This is a genomic window from Rhodococcus sp. NCIMB 12038 (assembly GCF_002165735.1).
Lineage (GTDB): Bacteria > Actinomycetota > Actinomycetes > Mycobacteriales > Mycobacteriaceae > Rhodococcus_F.
This window is the reverse complement of record NZ_NHML01000001.1, coordinates 326342-341532: the sequence shown is the minus strand read 5'-3', so window position 1 is coordinate 341532 and position 15191 is coordinate 326342. Positions and strand designations below refer to the sequence as shown.

The following is a 15191-nucleotide window of genomic DNA, read 5'->3' as shown; positions in this document are numbered from 1 at the left end:
ACCGACCCACCGGCACTGATGTCGGTAGGGACAGATCGAAAGGAATCCAGTGGCCACCCTGTTGGAGGGGAAAGTCGTTCTGATCAGCGGAGGGACGCAAGGTGTCGGCGCAGGCGTCGTGCGAGCCGCGGCCCGCGAAGGCGCGAAGGTCGTGTTCACCGGCCGCCGGGCCGAGGCCGGTAAGACCCTCGCCGCCGAACTCGAATCCGAGGGCGCGCAGGTCCGGTTCGTGCAAGCGGACCTCGCCGATCCGGCCGAGGCGACGAACTCGGTGACCCGGACCATCGAGGAGTTCGGCCGCATCGACGCACTGTGCAACGCGGCCGGCCTGACCTCCCGCGGCACCCTGCTCGACACCACGCCGGAGTTGTTCGACCAGCACATGGCCGTCAACCTGCGGGCGCCGTTCTTCACCATGCAAGCCGCCGTCGCGGACATGGTGGCGCGGAGGGCGCCGGGAACGATCGTCAACATCATCTCCATCGCGCAGCACGGCGGGCAGTCCTACCTGGCGCCGTACGTGTCGGCGAAGGCCGGGCTCGCAGGGCTGACCCGCAACGCCGCCTACGCGCACCGCTTCGACCGGATCCGGATCAACGGCCTCAACATCGGCTGGACCGAGACCGAGGGCGAGACCGCGATCCAGCAACGCTTCCACGGCGCCGCCGACAACTGGGCCGCCGAGGCCGCGGCGCAGGTGCCGATGGGCAAACTCGGGCAAGTCGACGAGATCGCCGACATGGTGGTGTTCCTGCTCTCGGATCGCAGCGGCGTCGTCACCGGCTCCGTCATCGACTGGGACCAGACCATTATCGGAGGGCAGGACTGATGGGATCGACACTCGGCGTGATCGGCCTCGGCCGGATCGGCGCATTCCACACCGACACCCTGGCTCAGTTGCCGGGGGTGGACGGCCTCGTCGTCACCGACGAGCGTCCGGACGTCACCGCGTCCGTGGCCGCCAAGTTCGGGGCGCGCGCGGTCGAGGACGCCGCCGCGGTCTTCACCTCGGGCGTGGACGGGGTGGTGATCGCGGCCGCCACCCCGGCGCATGCGCCGCTGATCCTGGCCGCCGTCGATGCCGGGATTCCGGTGTTCTGCGAGAAGCCGGTCGCGTTCACCGCCGACGAGAGCTATCAGGTCGTCGAGCGGCTGAAGACCTCGACGGTGCCGGTGCAGATCGGGTACAACCGCCGGTTCGATCCCGCGTTCGTCGCGGCCCGCAACGCCGTCGTCGGCGGGGAACTCGGCTGGCTGCACACGGTGCGCTCGACCACCCTCGACCCGGCGCCGCCGCCGGCGGAATACGTGGCCGCGTCCGGCGGGATCTTCCGCGACTGCAGCGTCCACGACTTCGACATCGTCCGCTGGGTCGTCGGACACGAGGTGACCGAGGTGTATGCCGCCGGCACCAACCAGGGCGACTCGATCTTCGCCGACCACGGCGACGTCGACACCGCCACCACCACCCTGACCTTCGAGAACGGCACGCTGGGCGTCGTCTCCAACACCCGCTACAACGCCCGCGGCTACGACTGCCGCCTCGAGGTCCACGGCTCCGAGGACAGCGTCGTCGCCGGCTGGGACGCGAACGCCCCGGTGCGCAACCTCGAACCCGGCCTCACCTTCCCCGACGGCCCACCGCATCAGTTCTTCATGGACCGCTTCACCTCCGCCTACCGCGCCGAACTCGGCGCGTTCCTCGACGTGATCGCCGGCACCGCACCCTCACCGTGCACCGCGGCCGACGCCCTCGAGGTGGCGTGGATCGCCGAGGCGGCCACGCTGTCCCTCTCCCACCACCGACCCGTCCAGATGAGTGAGGTTCGACGATGATTCGTATTGCAGGAGCACCTATTTCGTGGGGTGTCTGTGAAGTTCCCGGTTGGGGTCACCAGCTCGGCCCCGAACGGGTGCTCTCGGAGATGCGCGACGCCGGCCTCGAAGCCGCCGAGATCGGCCCCGACGGATTCCTGCCCGCCGACCCGCAGGAACTGGCTGCCACCCTCGCCTCCTACGACCTGAAGGCCGTCGGCGGTTTCACCCCGGTCCTGCTGCACGACGCCGGCCACGACCCGGTCCCCGACATCACCGGCACCCTGGCCGCGTTCACCGCCGCCGGCGCCGAGGTGCTGGTGCTGGCCGCGATCACCGGCACCGACGGCTACGATTCGCGGCCCGACCTCGACGACGCCGGCTGGAAAACCTTGCTGTCGAACCTGGACCGGCTGCACGACGTCGCCGCCGAGCAGGGCATCCGCGCGGTCCTGCACCCGCACGTGGGCACCATGATCGAGCAGAACATCGAGGTCCAGCGGGTCCTCGACGGCTCCTCGATTCCGCTGTGCCTGGACACCGGGCACCTGCTGATCGGCGGCACCGACCCGCTCGAGCTGGCCCGCGCCGCCGCCGACCGGATCACCCACACGCACCTCAAGGACGTCGACGCCGAATTCGCCGCCCGCGTGCAGGCCGGCGAGCTGAGCTACACCCAGGCCGTCGCCCAAGGCATGTACACCCCGCTCGGCACCGGTGACGTCGACGTCGCAGGCGTGGTCCGGCACCTCGTCGGCTCCGGCTTCGACGGCTGGTTCACCCTCGAGCAGGACACCATCCTCGCCGGCGAACCCGACGGTGAGGGACCGGTCGCGGACGTCAAGACCAGCGCCGCATTCCTGCGGAGCCTCGAGCTGTGACCGAACTGCGGATCGGCATCCTCGGCGCCTCCCGGATCGCGGAGCAAGCGATCGTGAAGCCGGCCCAAATCCTCGGGCACCGGCTGGTCGCGGTCGCCGCCCGCGACCGTGGCCGCGCCGAGACGTTCGCGCAGACGCACGGCGTCGAGCGGGTCGTCGACTCGTACGCCGAGCTGATCGCCGACCCCGAAGTCGACGTGATCTACAACCCCCTCGCCAACGCCTTCCACGCCGAATGGAATCTGAAGGCGATCGAGGCCGGCAAGGCGGTGCTGACCGAGAAGCCGTTCGCCCGCAACGCCGCCGAAGCAGATCAGGTCCGCCGCGCGGCCCGCGAACGGGGTGTGCCGATCATGGAAGGGTTCCACTACCTCTTCCACCCGATCGTCGGGCGGATGTTCGAGCTGCTCGAGGACGGCACCCTCGGCACCCTGCAGCGGGTCGAAGTGGTCATGCGGATGCCCGAACCCAAACCCGACGACCTGCGGTGGAACCTCGAACTCGCCGGCGGGTCGGTGATGGACCTCGGCTGCTACGGCCTGCACGTGCACCGCCAGTTGGGCCGTTTCGCCGGCGGCGAACCCACCGTGGTCGCGGCCCGCGCCGTCGAACGCACCCGGGGAGTCGACGAGGCCTGCGACATCGAGCTCGTGTTCCCCAGCGGCGCAACGGGATCGAACACGAACTCGATGACCTGGGATCGGTTCGAGATGACGTTGCGCCTCGTCGGGGACCGCGGTGAAGCCCTCGCGCACGACTACATGCTCCAGTCCGGCGACGACCGGATCACCGTCACCACCGACGCCGGGACCGCGGTCGAGCACCTCGGCACCCGTTCGACGTACACCTATCAGCTCGACACCTTCGCTCGACACCTTGCCGACGGGACCACGTTCCCGATCGACGCCGACGACGCGGTCGCCACCATGGAGCTCATCGACTCCGCGTACCGCGCAGCGGATCTACCTCTGCGGTAGTCCCATTCACCCCGCCGGGCCGTGAAAACCGTCTTCGGACGTCCGGCCCGGCGGGGCCTCCACACCCTTGCCTCATCGTGTTACCCCCTCCCCCGCTGCGTCGCCATGCCTGCATGGTTGCCGCTTCCCGAAAGGTCCACGACATGGACACACACACCGGCCCGAACGCCTCACTGCCGCCGACGACCACCCGCCGAACAATGACCCTGACACTGGGCGTCGCCGCGGCCGTGCTGCTCGCGGGTTGTTCGAGCTCCGGCGGGAAACCCGAATCGACCGGTAGCGGAATGGCATCAACTCGGTGATGTACTACGGGACCCAGCTACTCGCGGACGCCGGTTTCTCCTCCAGCGCCGCCATCATCGCCAACACCCTCAACGGTCTGGTCAGCGTTCTCGGTATCACCATCGCGCTGAAGGTGATGAACGAGGTCAACCGTCGCACCATGCTGTTCGTCGGTTTCGCACTCATCACCGTCTTTCACCTGCTGATCGGTCTCTCGGCGGTCCTGCTGCCGGATGGCACCGTCAAGGCCTACTGCATCCTAGTATTCGTCGTCCTGTTCGTGTTCTCCATGCAGGGCACGATCGGACCACTGGCCTGGCTCATGCTCGCGGAGATCTTCCCACTGAAGATCCGCAGCTTTGCCATCGGTGTCTGCATCTTCGTCCTCTGGATCGCCAACGCCCTCGTGGCGCTGCTCTTCCCGCCGGTCGTCGCCGCGATCGGCATCGCGATGACCTTCTTCATCTTCGCCGGACTCGGCCTTCTCGCACTGATCTTCACCACCCAGGTTCCCGAAACCCGCGGACGTTCCCTCGAAGAACTCGAAGACCATTTCCGCGCGAAGTACTCATGACAACGCTTCGTCCAGAAGGATCTGGTCATGACAGTGCTCGTCGCGGTAACCGACCTTCCCGAGGGTTCTCGAGCTCTGATCGCAGGAAAAGAGGAAGCTGAACGCCTCGGGACCACACTCTGCCGTTGCCGTTCTCAGCACGGCCTGCCTGATTGCGCCGAGCAACGCGTGATCGCCGACCACAACACCGACATGCGAGCACGGCCAAGCCTATCCGGCCGTGGAGCCTTTCGCGGAGCCGACGACCTCGACGAGCTGGGTCGCCAGTTTCTCCGAGGACTGAGGGTTCTGCCCGGTGTACAGGTTGCGGTCGACGACGACGTGCGGGCGCAGCGGGATCAGTCCCTTGGAGTACTCGATGCCGGCTTCTTTCAACCTGTCCTCCAACAACCACGGCGCTTTCTTGGCGAACCGGTTCAGCAGTTCTTCGCGGTTGGACAGTCCGGTCATCCGGTAACCGGCGAAGGCTGAGGTGCCATCCGGGTTGGTCGCGGCCAGGACCGCCGCCGGCGCGTGGCACAGCAGCGCCAGCGGTTTGCCCGATGCCAGACGGTGGGTCAGCAGATCCCCTGAAGTCTTGTCGTAGGCGAGATCTTCCATCGGACCGTGACCGCCTGGATAGAACACCAGGTCGAATTCGTCTGGGTCCACCGAATCCAGCGATGCCGGGTGGGAGAGCACATCGGCGATGCTGTCGAGGTAGCTCTTCACCTCGCGGCGCTTTCCCGGCATCCCTCCGGAGATACCGAGGCTGAGCTGATCGAGGGTCGGCGTTGTGCCGCCGGGGGTGGCCACGGTGATCTCCCACCCAGCTTCCGAGAAGATGCGGTGCGGCACCGCGAGTTCCTCAGCCCAATAGCCCGAGGGATGAACGGTGCCGTCGTTGAGAGTCCAACGGTCGGCTGCGGTTACTGCGAACAAGACCTTCGTCATGATGTGTTCCTCCAAAAGGACGCCTACGGGCCCACAGTGATGGGTTTTTCAGTTCCAGGCGCACGCTCAAATGTGCACACTGCATTCATTATGTGGGGCGTGCGTGCGCGTCAACCGCTTACGTGGCGACTCCACCTGGTCTTTGCCCGGGTAGTTGCGAGTGCTCGTTCCCCTCCGCCGTATAGGCGGGTTCACACGCGAGACGCACCGATCTCGCTGTGCGGCCGGGCAGCAAGCCATTTCGAGTACTGCCGAAGCGCGCGCCGTTTGACCAGTTGGTCGGCAACCAGTGCGCGGGCCGGGCCGATGTTGACGGCGGGCTGCTTTCCGCGGGCCAACCGGCGCAGTTGATAGCGCACCATGCCCATCCCGGCGAGGGACGCCAGCGGCTTGTCCTTCCATGTGACCGGTTTGAGCGAGGTAGTGGCGTCGGTTCCCGCGCGCCAGCGGGCCGGGAGATCGGGTGTCACTGCAAGGGCGGTGCCGATTCCGACGAGTGCGACGTTGTTGGCGAGCACTTGTTCCGCGGTTTCACGGCGGGTGATTCCCCCCGTCAACATGAGTGGCACGGGGGTGTTCTGGGCAAGTTCGGAGGCTAATTCCAGGAAGTAGGCTTCCCTGGCCGCGGTGCGCCCGTCCACCGGGCGTCCGGACATCGCCGGGCTTTCGTAGCTGCCGCCGGACACCTCGACCAGGTCGACGCCGAGTGGCGCCAGCATGGCGATCACGCTGCGGGCGTCATCGGCGTCGAACCCGCCCCGTTGGAAATCAGCGGAATTGAGTTTGACCGCGACCACGAAGGTCGGCGATACCCGTGCGCGCACCTCTCGCACGATGTCCAGGAGGATTCGCGCGCGGTTCTCCAGCGAGCCACCCCACCCGTCGGTGCGGGTGTTGACCAGCGGCGAGAGAAATTGCGAGAGCAGGTAGCCGTGCGCGGCGTGGATTTCGACCCCGTCGAATCCGGCCGCTTCCGCGCGCTGCGCGGTGGTTGCGAACCGGTCCACGGTGGCGTGGATCTGCTGGGCAGTCATGGCGGTCGGGCGACCGAAGTTCTTCGAGTGCTTGCCGACGTCCACGGTCTTGTCGGACGGCCCCCAGATCACGCCGGGCATGTTCGCCTGAATCTGCCGACCGGGATGGCTGATCTGCATCCACATGGCGGCACCGCCGGCCTTACCCGCCTTCGCCCAGGCGGCAAACGGCCCCAGCGGCGAATTCTCATCGAGCACAACACCCCCGGGTCCAGTGAGCGCCTCCGCGTGCACCATCACGTTCCCGGTGATCAGCACCCCCGCACCACCGGAACCCCAGCGGCGGTACAGCTCGATCAGTCCATCGGTGGGCAGCTGACCCATGGCAGCCATTCCCTCCTCCATCGCAGCCTTCGCGATTCGGTTGGGCAGCATGTGCCCGGACCTCAACGTGATCGGCTGGAACAAGTCGGTTGCGGATATTTTCTCGGACACCTCGAACCCTTTCGGCCAGAAACTTCCGGTTGGCCCAGAAGCAAGTAAGCACCGCTTACACTATGCTCGAATGTAAGCGGCGTCAACAACCCGGAAAATTGAGCCCGTGACCAGGTATTGACATTGCTTACATTGCCGTTCTAGCCTCATGTAAGCAGTGCACACATACCGATTGGTGAAGGACCACACATGACTTCAACCGAGCAGAACACCATCGAGGTCGACCTGGGTGGGCACGCCGTCACAGTCCCCGCCGGCGGCCTGTTCGAGCGCTTCCGGATGGACACCGACCTGGACGAGGTGGCGCGCGATCCGCGGGTCAGCGGAGTCGACTTCTTCCGGACACTTCCCAAGACCCGGGTCGAGTCCCCTATCGGGCCCACCTCGACTCCGAACTTCTATTACGCGATGTCGTCGGCGCGTCTGACCATGATCGCTCCCAGCAGGGCGATCCGGAACCGGATCCCGCGCGAGCTCGCCCCACTGGAGATCGTTCCTGGTATGGGTCTGGTGTCGGTGATGTTCTTCAGCTACGACGTCTGCGACATCGACTTCTACACCGAGGCTGCAGTGGGGGTCGCGGTGCGCCCCGCCCGTCACGGCAAACTCCCGGTTGCAGACGTGGCCTCCGCGCTGGCGAACGATCACCTCCACTCGTACGTGCTCTCGCTGCCGGTGAACACCGACATCGCCCAAGTGCGCGGCCACCACGGCTACGGCTTTCCGAAATGGGTCACCGAGCTGGACGTGAACATCGACGACAGCCGGACCGCCGCCCGCATCGCCAACGCCGACGGCGGCGTCGACCTCGCTTTCTCCGCACCGACACCGACCCAGAAGCACACCCGGAGCGGCGAGAAGGTATCAGCCCTGACCTCGTACACGAAGGTCGATGGCGCCTGGCACGCCACCCTGAACCAGACCAACGTACTGGCTACCGGAACGTCGATGTTCCCGCGCGGCCTCGACCTGACCGTCGGCGACGGACGCATGGCCGACGACCTGCGCGCACTCCAGCCGATCCGCACCATCCGGTTCGACGTCAGCACCGAGACGCAGGCCGCGCTGCACATGCCGATCCCGTTCTCGGTCCGCCACCGGTAATCGGCATCGCATCCGCTTCGACATCCGACACCACTCGACGGAGTCCCCCACCATGACAGGCAGCACGCCCAACCAGATCATCGTCTTCGGCGCAACCGGATACGCCGGTGGCCTCGCCGTCGACGCGCTCGTCCGTCGAGGCTTGCGACCAGTGCTCGCCGCCCGATCGGAGCACAAGCTCGCACCTTTTGGCGGCCGAGCACTGTGGCCTGGAGTACCGGGTCGCCGACGTCTCCGACCCCACCGGCATGCAGGCTCTGATCGGGCCGGGCGACGTACTCGTCACCGGCGTCGGGCCCTTCGAACGCGTGGGGTGGGTAGCCGCCGAGGCCGCCGCCCGTTCCGGTGCGCACTACGTCGACTCCACCGGCGAGATCGGATTCGTGCGCGAACTCCACAGTCGCCACGACGTACGTGCTCGCGAGACCGGATCGGTAATGCTTCCCGCGTTCGGCTACGACTACGTTCCCGGAGTGCTCGCCGGGGCGTTGGCCGCCGAACAAGGCGGCGCGGCAACGTGGTCGATCGATATCGGCTACTTCGCTACCGGACTTCTGTGGAAGGGGCTGAGCCAGGGAACCCGGAAAACGGTCGCCGAAGGGATGACCCTGCCGGTCACCGTGTACCGAAACGGGGCACTGGCGAACCGGCGCGCCGCGCAGGAGATCGAACGTTTCACGGTGCGCGGCGTCGCGCGCAACGCGATCCTCGCATCCGGCACCGAGGTTCTGCAGCTTCCGGCTCGATACCCGCGGCTGTGCCAGGTGCGGGTGTTCAACGGATGGTTCCCCGAACTCGCGCGACCCATGCAGGCCGCCTCACTCCTGGCGACCACCTTGTCCCGTAGCCCCCTCAGACGCCGAGTGCTCGACGGCGCTCTCACACGGATGGCCGGCCCGCCCGGCGGCCCGGATGCCGCAGAGCGCGCCAAGACCCGCGGTCTCGCGGTCGCAATCGCCCGTGCGTGGTCCGGGAAGGTCCTGGCCGAGGTGGAGGTGGAAGGCCCATCGCCGTCCGTGGTCACGGCCGAACTCATGGCCATGGCAGCACATCGCCTGGCTCTGGGTCTGGGACATACCCCCGGTGTCGTCGGCCCGATCGACGGATTGGGAGCTGACGAGTTTCCCGCAGCCTGCGCCGAGATCGGTCTCGCGCGAGTCTGACTGTTCGGCTCCGGATCCCGCTGGGCACGCCGCCGACCCAGGCGGATATGTAAGCGTTGTCAACTCTTGCTAGATTGAGATTATGGCCACGACGACCCAGCCGTATCACCACGGCGATCTACACAACGCGCTGGTGCGCGCGGCCGTGGAACTCCTCGAGGAGGACGGAGCCGCCGAACTCTCGCTCCGCGCCGCCGCTCGACGCGCCGGCGTGTCCACTGCCGCGCCCTATCGGCATTTCTCCGACCGCGATGCCCTGCTGTCCGCCGTCGCCGCGGTCGGCTACCGCGACCTGGCCGACCGGTTGGCCGCCGCGCATCCGGCTCCGACCACCGCCGATGACCTTGCGGCGATCGCCGTTGCCTATGTCCAGTTCGCGCTCGCACGACCCGGACTGTTCCGGGTGATGTTCGCCGAACCCTGCGACCCAACAAATCCCGAACGGGTGGCCGCGACAACGGCGATCCATGAATACGTCAAATCTATTGTGCAGCAGGCATTTCCTACTGCGGACCCAGATTCGATGGCAGATGCGGTGTGGGCGCTGGTGCACGGCTTGGCGTTTTTGCACCTCGACGGCAAGTTCGACGCCATCTCCGCCGACTCCGTTTCGGACCGGGTCCGTGCCGCGGTCCACGCCATCCTCGGGGCATCAGGCTCGTTCGCGGCCCCGCCCGACACACAGCCCTGACGCCGCCCACCCACGGCCGAATTGAGACGACAGGTTTTCCCGTTTCGCGTGATCGCGTTCCACCTCGGCGCCCCCTCAAGGGGTCTACCTGATGATCGAGGACACCAACGGCTTGGCCGACGCCGACGCCATCTGCGCAACACCCGGACTCGACGGGATCCTGATCGATACCGCAGACCTCACGCTGTCCCTGGCCGGTTCAGCCTCGGATGCACTGGGGGGAGCTACTTCCGATGCCGTTCGCCGAATCGTGGACGCATGCACTCGCCACGGACTGGACGTCGCCGTTTACGGGGGAAGCCAGGAAATGACATTGACGTGCAACGAAAACGGAATCCACACCGTCGCCCTCGCCGCGGACTACGAAGCGCTCCGCGAAGGAGCACAGGCGGCCTTGGCTCAGGCCCGCGCATCATATGAAACTCGAGGTGTCCGCTGCTCACACCATGTCGTCGCCGAAGGCGATGTTCCCGAGGCTGCCGTGATCGGACGTCGACCGGACTCCACCAGCTCCTCGATCCCCGAACCGTCCTCGCCGACGAAGGACTTGCCCGGCACCGCAGCCATCCTCGGCCGCACCCTCACGCACCCCACCGTCCTACCCCGGCTCGTCAAGATCTGGCGCACCTGCCACCGCTACCGTGACAACCGCGGAGACATCACCCTCGGTGCCGAACGAACCGCCCGCAGATAGCACAGACTCGCCACCGGACCCGCCCCGGCGACGGACTCATCGGTGAACCGCTCACACGACCTCAGATTCGACTGTGAGGCAGTGGAATTGATACCGTCGGCTCGTCCTACGGTGTATCATCCATCGTCATGGGAGTCGCAGGCGCAGCACGAGCGTTCGGCCGCCTCCAATATCGGCCCACGTGTGCGCACTTTCACCTGTTCGACGACGTAGTGATGCCGGCGCTCTTCGACGACGGCGCCCCCGCCCGACTGGCATACGAGTGGGCGCTGATCGAGTGCGACACGGCCGCAGCGATTCTGTTCGACGATGACGTGGCGGCCGCCCACGCACAGAAGTTGCGACAGCGCAGTGCCGCCCTGCGATACGCTATCGCCCCCGGGCAACGGCAGATCGCCCGAGATACCGAGGCCGTCACCCTCGAGCGGCACCGCGCTCGGTTCCGCGAGCGGCACCACCGGCACGCCGGAAACACCGATTAGTCTCTGTGCGTTAGTCTCTGTGCGCAGCTATTGCCGCAGGGTCCGACGACCGGGACGGCGGCTGGCCGGGTCGTACGCGTCGGCCTGAGGGTCAGCTGGCTTTGGTGATGAGGATCTGCACGATGTCGTCGAGATCGCTGAGAGCGGCGTCGCTATCGCGGTCGACGAGCCAGCGCAGCACCACCCCGTTCATGCACGTCAGCGCGAACCGGGCAACCTGATCGACCGGAGTGGTCCAGGTGACGTTCGCTCGCCTTGCGCACAGCGTCAGGAACGCGACGGCCTCTGCGTCCATGGTGCGGTACTGCCGCTCGGCAATCGCCCCGGCCAACACGTTGCCGGCGCTGCGTTGGCGGAGCGCGTGGGCGGTGATCTCATAGGTCAGCAGCTGATGGTTGGGTGTGGATTCGATGATCGGCCACAGTCCTCGCATTCCGGCGCGCAGCAGGTCCTCGAGGGCAGGGGTCCCTGTCAGCCCGGCGGATTCGGTGTAGTGCCCGAATGCCAGCTGCATCGCATCGTTGACCTGCAGGATCTGGGTTTCGGCAAGCTGAGTGAGGAGAGTGTCCTTGTCGTGGAAGTGATAATGCACGATCCCGAGGGAAGTCCCCGCTGCGGCGGCGAGTGGACGCATGGTCAGCGCGTCGACGCCCTGCTCGGCCGCGATTGCCAGCGCCGCCTCGAGAAGTTGGGCGCGACGCTCATCGGCGGGGAGCTTCTTCGCCATGTGCCGAGCGTAAATGTTCGGACGCTCGGGCCGGGGGCTTATCCCACAATGATCAGCGGCGACCACGACTGAAGAGGCGATGCACCGATCACCCGCGCCCGTATCGCAACCCTGCGCCAATCCGATCGCGGTCACCGCCGGCCCTCGCCCTGTCGTGCATTGCCGGCAGGGCTCACTTTGTTGCGCCAGTCGATCACCGAAATCTTTCAACATTCTGATCAGTCGTCCAATTTTCTATTTTGATCACACGTCCAATTGAAATGGGCTTCGTTCAGTTTGCGGGAAAAATTGTATGGCATTCCATGAAACGCTTGGGGCGCGCACAGCCGATATAGGAGTATGCGGGTTCGGTGCCCGTCGATAACAAAATGCAAGAGGAGTGAAGGGTTCATGGGTTCTGCAGGTGTTGACATCGCCGTCGCCTTCGGTGCGTTCCTGAAGTGGTTGAGTATCACGTTCGGAGGCGGTATTGGAATTGGCTGACCAGCAATACGGCCTGGACGGCGGCGGCTCGACTCGCCAGGTGGGAGCCGAGCCACTCCGCCTCGGCAGCGAGCGACTCGTTCGTCTCACTCACCGGATCCGACTGCACCGGAAGGGCTTTCGACGGTCCGGTCGACGAAAGGTTCGTCCGATTCGGTAGACGGCGACCACCGGCGAGACGGTGCGAAATTGGACACGCGGGCAACAAATTCGACGATTCGCAACAGAGTCGGTCAACCAATTGGAAGACAGATCGAGCCCAGATTGAGTCCCGTCGCGACGGTGACGTTCGTGCTGCCCGTCGACTCTTTGAAGTCTCCTGTTCCTTTGAATTTGGCGCCGATGACGTGCACGCCTGTCGCATTGAAGGTGTGGTTGGCTGTGGCGGTGCCGTTCGTCACGACGGCTGCGGGAACAATTACCGTATTACCGTCCTTGAACTCCACCGTGCCAGCGGCGTTTACGGGCGTAATCTTCGCGGTCAGCGTGACCGGACAGGTGGTCGCGACGGTACCCTGCACGGACACCGCCGTCGCGGTATCGACAGCAACCGCTTCGGCCGGTGTGGCCATCAGGACCATCGCGCTGGCCGCGGCGCCGAGTGCGAACATTGGCGTCCTGAGCCGTCGCGTCTGCCGACGCCGAACATGCATGCCCTGGCCTACCGATCCCGGACCGGCAGTTGGACTTGCGAAGGTGATCATGGCCGCACTCCTTTGATTCGCGCCTGAGGTGAAACGCGAAGCGGACGACCACGCATCCGATAGTCCCGACGGCCGCCCGGCCGCTGATTATTACGCTACTCGTGGCAGGTATTCGTCATCAATACCCCAACACAGACCGTTCGGGCGCCCGGGAATTTGCACACATTTTGATCAGTCGTCCATTTTCCATTTTGATCACTCGTCCAACAGAATTGGTTTTTCGTTCAGTTGCATAGATGTCGGTTCTCTGGTTTCCGTGAAACGCCATGGGCACCTCCCTGCGAATACTCGCTAGAGGTGAACACCCCTCCAACCATTCGGGAATTCGGGCCCGTTTCCACTTCCTCGGTCGCCGCCGTCTCGATCCGCAGCCAGAAGCGATGGAGATCGGACACGCGTTGGATGCGTCCCTGGCTCGGGCGGTCGAGGAACGTTGGATTGGAGGGTGACTCAGGGCTTCGGGAGTTCGGTCAGAACGACCCCGAGTTGTTCGTTGTCTGACAGCCCCTTCGGGTCGCGTTGGGCATCACATTCCGTTTGTGCCGGATAGGCCGGGTCTGGGATACGAACGTATGCGTGCGTACTTGCCGAAGGCGACTGGCCCTCAAGCCGCCAGCCGTCGCCAGTCCTCGTCTCGCTGCTCGAGTCAGCGAGCAGTCGACAAATCGTCACACCATGTAATGCCCATTCGACCAGTGTGACCGCGCCTGCGCTGCTGTGAGTCACCGCGGACACGACAAAGCGTCGAGAACGCGTCCATTAGTCCCGCCCTGCGGCTAAGTCCCCGCAACACTGCCGAGATCTTAGGTGAGACTGTTCCAAGAGATCGGTTCCGGTGGGTGAGACTTCCGTGGACCACGAACCGTGGAAGCCGAGTTCGGTAACGGCCACTACACGCCGGCCGATGTTCAGCATGACGCACCACACCCGTTGAAAATCAACTGTGTTCACGTCGTCCGTGGTGCGCACCATCGAGAGGAGTGGACCACATGAACACTGCATTCAGGCATCTTCCGCGACTGGGCAACCGCGCGCGTCACCCTGTTCAGGGTATGGCGGCAGCAACCGCCTTCGTGCTCTGTGGGGTTATTGCTGTCACGGGCACCGCGCATGCTGATCCCGCACAACACAGCACCGAAACTTTCACCGAAACCTTCACTTTCGATGGACCGGTGACATGCGACGGGGGCCCGGTCTACACCCTCACCGATACCCTCACCGTGACCGATGACCTCGTCACCAACTCGGGTGGCCGTCTTCATGTCCGAACGACCTTGACGCAGTCGATCACCGGGATTCCGCTCGACCCCTCGCTGCCCGGAGTCACTGCGACTTCCGAAGGCCACGGCATTTTCACCACGTCGCCACAGGGTGCAGCAGCCCAGGCCTTCGTCGGGACTACGACCGCGCAATACTCTGATGGAACGCAGGTCACGACGCGAGAAGTCGATCATGTGACCGTGACACCCGACCGAAGAATCCACGCTTTCTCCAGGTGTAACTGAAGTCACTGCCGGTTGCAAGCTTGTGGAGCAACGTCCGCCCGATTTGCGCGTGGAGATCCGCGCGCTCTCTCGGGTACGAGTAGCTGACGGTCACGAACAATTGACTCCATCAGCTCTCACGCGAGCCCTGTCGAGGGGCTGAACGGGCCGAAGCGCCGTTCAGCGGGCACCGGGGTCCGTCTTGGTCAACGTCAAACCGGACGGCTTGCGGGTAGAGGCTCGACCATCCGTTGATGTTGTGGCTCGTCAACGAATGCATTTCCACGGCTTGTCCCAGAGTCCGGGCGGCGGCACGAACGGCAGCTGGCCCAACTGTCCCGGCGGTGGGAAGAACGGCAGCTTTGCCGGCTGTGCACCGTCCGAGCCGAGGACGACTCCCACCTTCTTGTCCACGGGCTCGGATTGCGCTGCGCGGACCCGAGCACCTCTGCGAGGTTGCGTGCCGGCGAAGTAGTCGACCCGGCCGAGTACTACTTTCGACTCGGCTTCCGATTCGAGGCAGACAGTGACTCTCTTCGCGGAATCGAACACCGGTTGGGAATCGGCTCCGCAGTCCGCCATCCGCACGGAGTCGCCTGCGATGTGTATCTGGTGGGGTAACACTCGCCGAGCGACACCCACCCGCGGGCGCAGACCAACTCGCTGTCGGCCGGCACCGGTGTATCTGAATCCGCGATCGTGCACGGGCGCGACGATCGGGTCAT

Annotated in this window: 17 protein-coding genes and 1 pseudogene; 13 read left to right on the top strand and 5 right to left on the bottom strand. The window is 65.4% G+C overall.

Features of this window, described 5'->3' with window-relative positions:
• The first annotated feature begins 49 nt into the window (after window positions 1-49).
• The 6 genes and pseudogenes from CA951_RS01485 to CA951_RS01465 all read left to right on the top strand — a co-directional run.
• On the top strand, window positions 50-829 hold the full coding sequence (locus tag CA951_RS01485) for an SDR family oxidoreductase (protein ID WP_087555142.1): 780 nt from the start codon (window positions 50-52) through the stop codon (window positions 827-829).
• On the top strand, window positions 829-1836 hold the full coding sequence (locus tag CA951_RS01480; protein WP_087555141.1) for a Gfo/Idh/MocA family oxidoreductase: 1008 nt from the start codon (window positions 829-831) through the stop codon (window positions 1834-1836). Before CA951_RS01485 ends, CA951_RS01480 begins: the two co-directional genes overlap by 1 nt.
• The gene (locus tag CA951_RS01475) at window positions 1833-2696 is read left to right on the top strand and encodes a sugar phosphate isomerase/epimerase (protein WP_087555140.1); all 864 of its coding nucleotides are present in this window, start codon (window positions 1833-1835) and stop codon (window positions 2694-2696) included. The genes CA951_RS01480 and CA951_RS01475 overlap by 4 nt, the downstream gene beginning before the upstream one ends.
• Window positions 2693-3673: a Gfo/Idh/MocA family protein gene (locus CA951_RS01470; RefSeq protein ID WP_087555139.1), complete on the top strand. Its 981-nt coding sequence runs from the start codon at window positions 2693-2695 to the stop codon at window positions 3671-3673. Before CA951_RS01475 ends, CA951_RS01470 begins: the two co-directional genes overlap by 4 nt.
• Window positions 3674-3816: 143 nt before the next feature.
• Entirely contained in the window at window positions 3817-3978 is a 162-nt protein-coding gene (locus CA951_RS42610) for a hypothetical protein (protein WP_256973185.1), read from the top strand.
• Window positions 3963-4532 (top strand): annotated as a pseudogene (locus CA951_RS01465) (MFS transporter); the annotation flags it as partial. The gene CA951_RS42610 and the pseudogene CA951_RS01465, both read left to right, overlap by 16 nt.
• Window positions 4533-4742: 210 nt before the next feature.
• Here CA951_RS01465 and CA951_RS01455 read toward each other — a convergent pair.
• Window positions 4743-5465, bottom strand: coding sequence for a type 1 glutamine amidotransferase domain-containing protein (locus CA951_RS01455; RefSeq protein WP_087555137.1), 723 nt, complete (start codon window positions 5463-5465; stop codon window positions 4743-4745).
• Between the two features lie 191 nt (window positions 5466-5656).
• A complete protein-coding gene (locus CA951_RS01450) occupies window positions 5657-6934 on the bottom strand; it encodes an NADH:flavin oxidoreductase/NADH oxidase family protein (protein WP_087555136.1) in 1278 nt (425 codons plus the stop codon).
• A gap of 189 nt (window positions 6935-7123) precedes the next feature.
• On the opposite strand from CA951_RS01450, the gene CA951_RS01445 reads away from it, so the two are divergent.
• The 5 genes from CA951_RS01445 to CA951_RS01425 all read left to right on the top strand — a co-directional run bounded on the left by CA951_RS01445 (window position 7124) and on the right by CA951_RS01425 (window position 11068).
• Window positions 7124-8038: an acetoacetate decarboxylase family protein gene (locus CA951_RS01445; RefSeq protein ID WP_087555135.1), complete on the top strand. Its 915-nt coding sequence runs from the start codon at window positions 7124-7126 to the stop codon at window positions 8036-8038.
• 188 nt (window positions 8039-8226) lie between these two features.
• A complete protein-coding gene (locus CA951_RS01440; RefSeq protein ID WP_256973184.1) occupies window positions 8227-9201 on the top strand; it encodes a saccharopine dehydrogenase in 975 nt (324 codons plus the stop codon).
• 82 nt (window positions 9202-9283) lie between these two features.
• Window positions 9284-9892 carry a TetR/AcrR family transcriptional regulator gene (locus tag CA951_RS01435; protein ID WP_087555134.1) on the top strand — a complete coding sequence of 203 codons (609 nt, stop codon included), beginning with the start codon at window positions 9284-9286 and terminating at the stop codon, window positions 9890-9892.
• 91 nt (window positions 9893-9983) lie between these two features.
• Window positions 9984-10586, top strand: coding sequence for an aldolase/citrate lyase family protein (locus CA951_RS43960; RefSeq protein WP_256973183.1), 603 nt, complete (start codon window positions 9984-9986; stop codon window positions 10584-10586).
• A gap of 128 nt (window positions 10587-10714) precedes the next feature.
• A complete protein-coding gene (locus tag CA951_RS01425; RefSeq protein ID WP_087555133.1) occupies window positions 10715-11068 on the top strand; it encodes a hypothetical protein in 354 nt (117 codons plus the stop codon).
• A 91-nt stretch (window positions 11069-11159) separates the two neighbouring features.
• Here the strand turns inward: CA951_RS01425 and CA951_RS01420 are convergent, their stop codons facing one another.
• Entirely contained in the window at window positions 11160-11795 is a 636-nt protein-coding gene (locus tag CA951_RS01420) for a TetR/AcrR family transcriptional regulator (RefSeq protein WP_087555132.1), read from the bottom strand.
• Window positions 11796-12511: 716 nt separating this feature from the next.
• Entirely contained in the window at window positions 12512-12982 is a 471-nt protein-coding gene (locus CA951_RS01415; protein ID WP_087555131.1) for an Ig-like domain-containing protein, read from the bottom strand.
• A 989-nt stretch (window positions 12983-13971) separates the two neighbouring features.
• Between CA951_RS01415 and CA951_RS42600 the strand changes: the two genes are divergently transcribed.
• On the top strand, window positions 13972-14487 hold the full coding sequence (locus tag CA951_RS42600; protein WP_143542959.1) for a hypothetical protein: 516 nt from the start codon (window positions 13972-13974) through the stop codon (window positions 14485-14487).
• 246 nt (window positions 14488-14733) lie between these two features.
• On the opposite strand, the gene CA951_RS43955 is transcribed toward CA951_RS42600, so the two are convergent.
• The gene (locus tag CA951_RS43955) at window positions 14734-14880 is read right to left on the bottom strand and encodes a hypothetical protein (RefSeq protein ID WP_256973182.1); all 147 of its coding nucleotides are present in this window, start codon (window positions 14878-14880) and stop codon (window positions 14734-14736) included.
• A 9-nt stretch (window positions 14881-14889) separates the two neighbouring features.
• On the opposite strand from CA951_RS43955, the gene CA951_RS45005 reads away from it, so the two are divergent.
• The gene (locus tag CA951_RS45005; protein ID WP_373413368.1) at window positions 14890-15087 is read left to right on the top strand and encodes a DUF3237 family protein; all 198 of its coding nucleotides are present in this window, start codon (window positions 14890-14892) and stop codon (window positions 15085-15087) included.
• Window positions 15088-15191: the final 104 nt, after the last annotated feature.

Excerpts from the sequence above, each read along its gene's own strand:
- CA951_RS01480 (WP_087555141.1), top strand. The coding sequence starts at position 829 with ATGGGATCGACACTCGGCGTGATCGGCCTCGGCCGGATCGGCGCATTC.
- CA951_RS01475 (WP_087555140.1), top strand. The coding sequence starts at position 1,833 with ATGATTCGTATTGCAGGAGCACCTATTTCGTGGGGTGTCTGTGAAGTT.
- CA951_RS42610 (WP_256973185.1), top strand. The coding sequence starts at position 3,817 with ATGGACACACACACCGGCCCGAACGCCTCACTGCCGCCGACGACCACC.
- CA951_RS01455 (WP_087555137.1), bottom strand. The coding sequence starts at position 5,465 with ATGACGAAGGTCTTGTTCGCAGTAACCGCAGCCGACCGTTGGACTCTC.
- CA951_RS01445 (WP_087555135.1), top strand. The coding sequence starts at position 7,124 with ATGACTTCAACCGAGCAGAACACCATCGAGGTCGACCTGGGTGGGCAC.
- CA951_RS01435 (WP_087555134.1), top strand. The coding sequence starts at position 9,284 with ATGGCCACGACGACCCAGCCGTATCACCACGGCGATCTACACAACGCG.
- CA951_RS43960 (WP_256973183.1), top strand. The coding sequence starts at position 9,984 with ATGATCGAGGACACCAACGGCTTGGCCGACGCCGACGCCATCTGCGCA.
- CA951_RS01425 (WP_087555133.1), top strand. The coding sequence starts at position 10,715 with ATGGGAGTCGCAGGCGCAGCACGAGCGTTCGGCCGCCTCCAATATCGG.
- CA951_RS01420 (WP_087555132.1), bottom strand. The coding sequence starts at position 11,795 with ATGGCGAAGAAGCTCCCCGCCGATGAGCGTCGCGCCCAACTTCTCGAG.
- CA951_RS01415 (WP_087555131.1), bottom strand. The coding sequence starts at position 12,982 with ATGATCACCTTCGCAAGTCCAACTGCCGGTCCGGGATCGGTAGGCCAG.
- CA951_RS42600 (WP_143542959.1), top strand. The coding sequence starts at position 13,972 with ATGAACACTGCATTCAGGCATCTTCCGCGACTGGGCAACCGCGCGCGT.